Here is a 7,835-nt window from a genome sequence, read left to right as displayed (position 1 = left end):
CGCATGCGGGCCGCCGGCGCGACCATCGTGGAGGTGCGGCTGCCACGATGGCTCATCGACGCCAAGGGGGACTTCTACAGCGCGGTGCGATACCCCGAGTTCGCCTCACAGATTGCGACGTATCTGGCCACGTTGTCGCCGGGCTATCCGCGTTCCCTGGCGGAGTTGAGTGCTCGTGCCGACAGCATCGTGGCCCCGCGTCCGGACGGCGCGGGCCCCAACGCCATGCGCTGGTCGCTCTTCAAGCGCGAACTGGGCAGCGGTACGCTCAGCGATCCCCGCTACACCGCGGTACGCGATCACGCGTTGCCGCTGGTGCGCGCGCACCTCGATGGCCTGTTCGCCACGCAGCGCCTCGATGCCATCGTATATCCCACCGGATCGCGCCGCCCCGATCTCATCAGCGCGCCCCCCGAGCCACCGGGCGGCGGCGCCGCGAGCGGATCCAACCTCGCCAATCTGTCAGGGTTCCCCGAACTCGTGGTGCCCGCCGGCTTTACCACCGATCAGTTGCCCGTTGGCGTGTCGTTTCTCGGGCCCGCGTTCAGCGAGGGCACGCTCCTTGGCCTCGGGTTTGCGTTCGAGCAACGCACGCGCGCTCGGCGCCTGCCGCGCTTCACGCCGCCGCTGCCAGGCGAGAAGCTGATCGTCCGGTGAGTCCGACCACGGCAACGACGTTCCGCGACTCTCGCGAGGATCGGCCTGTGAATCGATGACCTCCGGCGCGCAGGGGCGCCGCGACGGGAACAGGCCGTTGGCTGTCCTGCGTCCGCAACGCGGAACTGGACCGACTAGTCATACGCAGCGGCCGGGGTGTCCTCCTGGTGATCGTGTCCGGATTCGCCGGCACGACTTGACCATCCCCCGTCGATGATCACCATGCTCCAATCATTGAAGCTTTTGTCGCGCCGCGCGGCAGTGGCACTCTCCCTTGCGGCGCTGACCACCACCCTGGCGGCCTGCGGCGACGACAACGACGCCCCGGTGGCTCCCACGGGCCAGACGATCGTCCAGACGGCGGCGGCCACGCCGCAGCTGTCAACGCTCGTGTCGGCCCTGCAGGCCGCCGAACTGACTGCCACGCTCAACGGCCCCGGGCCGTTCACGGTCTTCGCGCCGATCAACCCCGCCTTCAGCGCCCTGCCGGCCGACGTGCTGCAGCGCCTGCTCGAGTCGGGGAACCGCGCGATTCTCACGAAGGTGCTGACGTTCCATGTGGTGCCGGGGCGCATCACCGCCGGCCAGCTGCAGAACGGCCAGACGTTGACCACGGTGGAAGGCACCACGCTTCCGGTGACCGTCGCCGGTGGCGTCGTCACGGTGGGCGGTGCCCGCGTGACGACCGCCGACATCAGTGCCTCCAATGGCGTCGTGCATCTGATTGACGGGGTGATGCTGGGCAGCCTCGATATCGTGGACAACGCCATCATCCGCGGCTTCAGCTCGCTGGTGAGCGCCGTGACCACGGCCAACCTGGCTGGTGCGCTGCGTGGCGGGAACCTCACGGTGTTCGCTCCCACCAACGCCGCGTTCGCCGCCATCCCCGGCGGCGCCCCCACCACGGCGGCCGCGCTGACGCCGGTGCTGCAGCTGCATGTGATCGGCTCGCGCGCCCTCTCCACGCAGCTCACCAATGGCCAGCAGCTGCCCACGCTGCTCACGGGCGCGAACCTCACGGTGGGCCTCACGGGTGGCACGGTGCGCCTCACCGGTCCGCGCAACGCGGCGACCGTCGTGACCGCCAACATCGTGGCCAAGAACGGCGTGATCCACGTGATCGACAACGTGCTGCTCCCCGCCGCGCCCGCGCAGACGATCACGCAGACCGCCGCGGCCACGCCGCAGCTGTCCACGCTGGTCACGGCGCTGCAGGCCGCCGAGCTCACCGGCACGCTCAGCGGCACGGGGCCGTTCACGGTGTTCGCGCCGGTGAATGACGCCTTCGCCGCGCTCCCCGCCGGCGTGGTGCAGCGCCTGCTGGAAACGGGCAACCGCGCCATCCTCAGCAAGCTGCTCACCTTCCACGTGGTGCCGGGGCGCATCACCGCCAGCCAGCTCCAGAACGGCCAGACGCTCACCACGGTGGAAGGCACGACGCTCCCCGTGACGGTGGCCAACGGCGTGGTCACGGTTGGCGGCGCGCGCGTCACCACCGCCGACATCAACGCCTCCAACGGCGTCGTGCATCTCATTGACGGCGTGCTGCTGGGCAGCCTGGACATCGTGGACAACGCCATCATCCGCGGCCTGAGCTCGCTGGTGAGTGCCGTCACAGCCGCGAATCTCGGTACGGCGTTGCGCGGCGGCAACCTGACGGTGTTCGCCCCCACCAACGCGGCCTTCGCCGCGATTCCCGGTGGCGCCCCGAGCGATGTGGCGACGCTGACGCGGGTGCTGCAGCTGCACGTGGTCGGCGCGCGCGCGCTTTCCACGCAGCTCACCAACGGGCAGCAGCTGCCCACACTGCTCACGGGCTCGAGTCTCTCCGTCGGACTCGTGGGTGGTGGCGTGCGCATCACCGGCCCGCGCAACACGGTGTCGGTCGTCTCGGCAGACATCGTGGCCAAGAACGGCGTGATTCACGTGATTGACAACGTGCTGCTCCCCGCGCCGGCGCAGCAGACCATCACGCAGACGGCTGTCGCCACGGCGCAGCTCTCCACGCTGGTCACGGCACTGCAGGCCGCCGAACTCACCGGCACGCTCAGCGGTACGGGGCCCTTCACCGTCTTCGCGCCGGTCAATGAGGCGTTCGCCGGCTTGCCGGCCGGCGTGCTGCAGCGCCTGCTCGAAACGGGCAACCGCGCCATCCTCAGCAAGCTGCTCACCTTCCACGTGGTGCCGGGGCGCATCACGGCCAGCCAGCTGCGCAATGGCCAGACGCTCACCACGGTCGAAGGCACGACGCTGCCGGTGACCGTCGCGAGCGGCTTCGTCTTCGTGGGCGGCGCCCGCGTGACGACGGCCGACATCGAGGCGTCGAACGGCGTGGTGCATCTGATCGACGGCGTGCTGCTGGGCAGCCTCGACATCGTGGACAACGCCATCATCCGCGGCCTCAGTTCGCTGGTGGGCGCGGTGACCGCCGCGAATCTGGCCACGGCGCTGCGCGGTGACAATCTCACCGTGTTCGCCCCCACCAACGCGGCGTTTGCCGCCATCCCGGGTGGCGCACCGACCGACGCGGCCACGTTGGCCAGCGTCCTGCAGCTGCACGTCACCGGCTCGCGCGTGCTGGCCGCGGAGCTGAGCAACGGCCGCCGCCTGAACACGCTGCTGCCCAACAACAGCCTCACGGTCTCGCTGTTCGGTGGCACCGTGCGACTGGTGGGACCGCGCAACTTCGCGACGGTGGTGAGTGCGAACATCGTGGCCAAGAACGGCATCATTCATCTGATCGACACCGTGCTGCTGCCCTGAGCACGGCCCACCCTCGCCGGATCGTGCCGACGAGGTGAGTTGACCACGTACCGAGAACCGAACGGCCACCCGGCGAAGCTGCCGGGTGGCCGTTTGCGCCATGGCGTCGCGTGAGCGTACCTCACCGCAGTGCGCGCGGAGGGCAACGCCGCGGGCGACCTCCGGTCAACGGGTGCGGTCGAACCAGATCCGCGCCGTGCGCAGCGACTGCAGCACAGCGGTCAGCTCCTGGTCGGACAGCGCGGCCGCCAGCGGGGCCAGCGACTCGCCCAAGCGCGCGACAGCACGACCGCGCGCCGCGCGTCCGGCCGGGGTAAGCCGGACCAGCTTGCTGCGTCCGTCCTGCGGATCGGGGCGAATGGCCACGTACCCCTTGTGCTCCAGTCGGGACACGGTGTTGGTCATCGCCCCCTTGGTGACCTCCATGGCGCGGGCCAGCTGAGTGAGCGACGACTCGCCACCGACGCGGACGAAGTGATTGAGGACGATGAACTGGGACATGTTCAGGTCCGGTGCCAGCAGCGCGGCGGCGCGGTTCTGCGACAGCTGCGCCACGATGCCCACTTCGGTCATCAGCTGAAACAGCAGCGGGTCCTGCTCGACGACGGGGTCGTTCTTGCAAGCGGCGGGCATCGGACCTTGGGCGTGGAACGGACGAGGCGGATGTGCGCATGATAACGTCGTCGTTGGCCACGGCGGCAGGTCGACCGTCAGCCGCGACGCCGCGCCGCGTTTCCACACCCGTACCGGTTCACCGGTCCCGCGCGGGGGTGGTGTCTCGCGTTCGTCCCGTCACCATCAGGTGCGCCACAGGGCGTCCAGCCCTCGTCGGGGGGCCGGCGGCGCCGGTGCCGCCCCCGCGGGGAGGTAGCCGACGCGCGCCAGCATCTGGACGGTATGGCGTGGAGCCGGCGTGCCAAGCAGGCGATGGATGGCCTCGTACGGGCCGGCCACCTCGGGGTATTCCTGCAGTGCCTGTTCGTTCGGATGCATCGCGAGGCCGCGGGCCGCGCCGGCGAGGTTGACGCGCACGTACGCGCGACCGGCGAGGATCTGCTGGGCGCGCGCATTGCCCTCCGTCACGAGCCACAGGTACGCGGGCGTGGCGTCCGTGATGGCGTTGAACTCCTTGAGCTGGGCGACGGTGCTCCGGGAGTTGGGGGCCGGGAACTTCCGGCGGTCGACGAACCCGAGCTTGGCCAGCGTGACAAGCGGCCGTTTGGTGATGATGATCCCGTCGCGGTGCCGATCGATCTCGGCGCTGCCGAAGCGGAGCAGCCGCATCGACTCCATCATGGGCGCTTCGGTGGTCATTTCCACGCGCCACGCGTCCTTGACGATGGCGCGGATGTCCGCGACCTGCGTCTGGTCGGTGGACGGCGCGTCGGCGCGGCCGGCGAGATCGAACGCGAGCGGGAGGTGGGCCACCGAGGCGCGCAGCGACGTCACGTCCGCGGGCGCAATGGGGCGCGCGACATCGTACGCCCGCCGATCCGTCCGGCGCTGCAGTGCCTGCGCGAACAACGGGTCACGCGACACGGCGGCGTCGGCTACCAGGCGAACCCGGGCGAACGGCCGCGCATCGAGGGTGGCGCCCGGTTCACCGTCGGGGAACAGGGTGATGTCGGCACGGTGGCCGCGCTCCGCCGCCGCCATGGCCAGCAGTTCGAGGAACGCGCCGGCACCCATGAGAATCTGTCGGCCGTACGGGTCGGTCGCCGGCAGGAGGCGCTGCTCGTCCAGGCGGAGCGTGATCTCACCCGGAACCTGCAGGTCGGCGAGCCATGGCTGCAGGTTGTGCGGGTTGGGCGCGAGGATCGCGAACGACAGCGCCCAGCGACGGAGGTCGCTGTCCGGCGTCGGTCCGGCCCAGGCGGTCACCGCCGTACGCGGCACATGCACCGAGACGCAACCGGTGAGGGCGCTGGCGCCGGCGGCCAGCACGACGCCACCGCCCACCACGCGAATGAAGGCTCTCCGTTCCATGGTCTGCTCCGAGTTGGGGTCGTTGCGGATGCTCAGGGATCCAGCGGCGGGGCCGGGCGGGAGGCCCGACCGCGGTGGCGGCGGTGCCAGGCCAGTGCCACCAGTTGCACCAGCACCAGCGACGTGCCGATTGCCGACCAACTCCACTTGATGACCGATAGCGTCGAGGCCAGCGTGGCGAGCCACGCCGGGAACGTCAGTGGCGCGCGCAGCATGCTCAGGGTCACCGCGTTCTCCCAGAGGTCGGCGCTGGCGATCGCCGGACCGAGCACGGCGAGCCAGAGCGCGAGCCGTTGCCACCCCGGCGCGTCACGATGCGCCTTGGCGATCAGGAGGTGCAGCACGAACAGCGTAGCCAGCAGACCGGCGATGAAGAGGAAGTCCACCCATTGCGTGCGCTGGTAGACGTCGAGTGTCCCCCGCGCGATCAGCGCGCCGTACCAGCCCCTTGTACGTGCCGCGTCGAAGGCCAGTTGCCCCTCGATCAGGCGCGGCGGGAAGCCCGACCTGGCATAGAGGGCGTTGGCCCAGGCCAGTCCGCCAACGAGGGTCATGACACTCACGGCGAGCACGAGGACGAGCACCCGCCACCGCGTCCCCTCGGCGAGGCAGCGCACACGGTCGAGCAGGCGATTCATGGGAACGCTCCTGTGGCAACAGGGTCATCGACATATCATTCAACGCTAAATTATAATGGTATGACCTTGAACTATACGCAGGGGGCCGCAGGGCGCCGGCGCGTGCGTCCATCCGGCGGATCGACGGCCCGGGCCCGCTGGTCCCGCCAAGCGTGACGGCCGTCTTGCGTCCGCCGCCCGCAGGCCAGACATTTGCTTCATGCGCCGCTCCGTTCGCGTTCTCGCCGCCGCCGCCGCCTGCGGAAGCCTCGCCTGTGCAGACGAGGGCGTGGTCACGCCCGCGGACCCGTTCGCCCCAGTGACGACCGCGCTGACGATCGACCCCGGGGCCCTCCCGAGCTACGCCGCACAGGCGGCGCCGGGCCATTTCGTTTCCCAGACTCTCCAGCGGGAGGTGCGGAACCCGCTCGGCAACGCGATCACCGACGCCGGCGCGACGCTCGGTCGGGTGCTCTTCTTCGACCGGCAGCTCAGCCGCGCGAACACCATCAGCTGCGCCTCCTGTCACCAGCAGCAGTTGGGGTTCGGCGACACCGCGCGATTCAGCGTAGGGTTCGATGGCACCCGCCGCACGACGGTGCACTCGATGCGGCTGGGGAACGCGCGATTCAACGAGAACGGGCGCTACTTCTGGGATCGTCGGGCGCTGTCGCTCGAGGCCCAGACCACCCAGCCGGTGCGCGATGCGGTGGAGATGGGGTTCGATGACGCGCACGGCGGATTCGCCGCCGTGATCACCCGGCTCGGGGCGCTGCCGTACTACCCGCCGCTGTTCACCCTCGCCTTCGGCGATGCCACGATCACCGAGGATCGGGTGCAACGGGCACTCGCGCAGTACGTGCGCAGCATTCTGGCCGTCGACAGTCGGTGGGACCGCGCCGTGGCGCAGCTGCCGACCGGGGCGCCGAACTCGCCGCCCTCGTTCCTCGATCCGCTGCCCGGCTTCACCGCACAGGAGCGGCGCGGTCAGGAGCTCTACTTCCGGTCAGTTCCGCAGGGCGGAGCAGGCTGCCAGACCTGCCACGTGGCCCCGAGCTTCTCGTTGTCCGGAGGCTCGAACAGCAACGGCCTTGACGCGGGGCAGCAGCAGGTCTTTCGCTCACCCTCCCTCAAGAATGTCGCACTCGGGCGGCGCTTCATGCACGATGGGCGCTTCGGCTCGCTCGAGGAGGTCGTGGCGTTCTACGACCAGGGGGTGCAGTCTGGCCCGAGCCTCGACACGCGCCTCCGGCAGCCCGACGGACAGCCGCGGCGGCTGAACCTCTCGGCCGACGACCGCGCCGCGCTCGTGGCGTTCCTGCGCACGCTGACGGATCTCAGCGTCACTACCGATCCGCGCTTCGCCGATCCCTTCCGCCGACGTTGAGCGGCGTCGCCAGCCGCCACCGGACGAGCATGGCGTTGAACAGGCCGAAGGCGATGCCGGTGGCAATAATGGTCACGACGTACAGCCGCGGGAGCACGACGGCGTAGGTGATCGCGAACAGGGTGGGGCCGACCAGCAGCACCACGAGCCAGCGGAGCCCCTCGGTGTCCTGCCAGGGGAAGGCCGAAAGGGTGAGGAAGATGGGCGTGAAGAACCCGGTGGCCGCACACGCCGCGAGCCCGAACCCGATGCCGGCCACGCTGGCACGCCACCAGTACCGACCAGGCGGCGCGGCCTGTTGGCGGACCAGATAGGCCAGCAGGATGGGGAGCAGCGCGAGGGTCCCGCAGAAGGCCGGCAGCCAGATGAGCGCCCACAGGTGCGTGATCGATGGCCCCACGCCCCCGAGGATCGACGCCCCGGTG

The 7,835-nt window shown here is 70.1% G+C and carries 7 protein-coding genes; 3 read left to right on the top strand and 4 right to left on the bottom strand.

All coding sequences use genetic code 11. From position 1 onward, the window contains the following. The coding region (locus LW840_RS14815) for an amidase family protein (RefSeq protein WP_291277258.1) at nucleotides 1-657 on the top strand (657 nt) is incomplete at its 5' end. 222 nt (nucleotides 658-879) lie between these two features. Beyond that, a complete protein-coding gene (locus tag LW840_RS14810) occupies nucleotides 880-3,420 on the top strand; it encodes a fasciclin domain-containing protein (protein WP_291277257.1) in 2,541 nt (846 codons plus the stop codon). A 165-nt stretch (nucleotides 3,421-3,585) separates the two neighbouring features. On the opposite strand, the gene LW840_RS14805 is transcribed toward LW840_RS14810, so the two are convergent. The 3 genes from LW840_RS14805 to LW840_RS14795 form a co-directional block, all read right to left on the bottom strand. Beyond that, on the bottom strand, nucleotides 3,586-4,053 hold the full coding sequence (locus LW840_RS14805; protein WP_291267610.1) for a MarR family transcriptional regulator: 468 nt from the start codon (nucleotides 4,051-4,053) through the stop codon (nucleotides 3,586-3,588). Between the two features lie 165 nt (nucleotides 4,054-4,218). Further along, nucleotides 4,219-5,406, bottom strand: coding sequence for a hypothetical protein (locus LW840_RS14800; RefSeq protein ID WP_291267609.1), 1,188 nt, complete (start codon nucleotides 5,404-5,406; stop codon nucleotides 4,219-4,221). A 32-nt stretch (nucleotides 5,407-5,438) separates the two neighbouring features. Continuing rightward, nucleotides 5,439-6,044, bottom strand: a complete 606-nt coding sequence (locus LW840_RS14795; RefSeq protein ID WP_291267608.1) for a hypothetical protein — start codon at nucleotides 6,042-6,044, stop codon at nucleotides 5,439-5,441. Between the two features lie 199 nt (nucleotides 6,045-6,243). Here LW840_RS14795 and LW840_RS14790 point away from each other — a divergent pair, with 199 nt between their 5' ends. Next, nucleotides 6,244-7,410 (top strand): cytochrome c peroxidase, encoded by a 1,167-nt coding sequence (locus LW840_RS14790; protein ID WP_291277256.1) that lies wholly within the window; start codon nucleotides 6,244-6,246, stop codon nucleotides 7,408-7,410. Here the strand turns inward: LW840_RS14790 and LW840_RS14785 are convergent. After that, on the bottom strand, nucleotides 7,370-7,835 hold a 466-nt coding region (locus tag LW840_RS14785; protein WP_291277255.1), incomplete at its 5' end, for a hypothetical protein. The genes LW840_RS14790 and LW840_RS14785 overlap by 41 nt on opposite strands.

The organism is Gemmatimonas sp. (assembly GCF_021298855.1).
Taxonomy (GTDB): domain Bacteria; phylum Gemmatimonadota; class Gemmatimonadetes; order Gemmatimonadales; family Gemmatimonadaceae; genus Gemmatimonas.
Note: the sequence above shows the minus strand (reverse complement) of the source record. Positions and strands in the feature narration are given on the sequence as shown.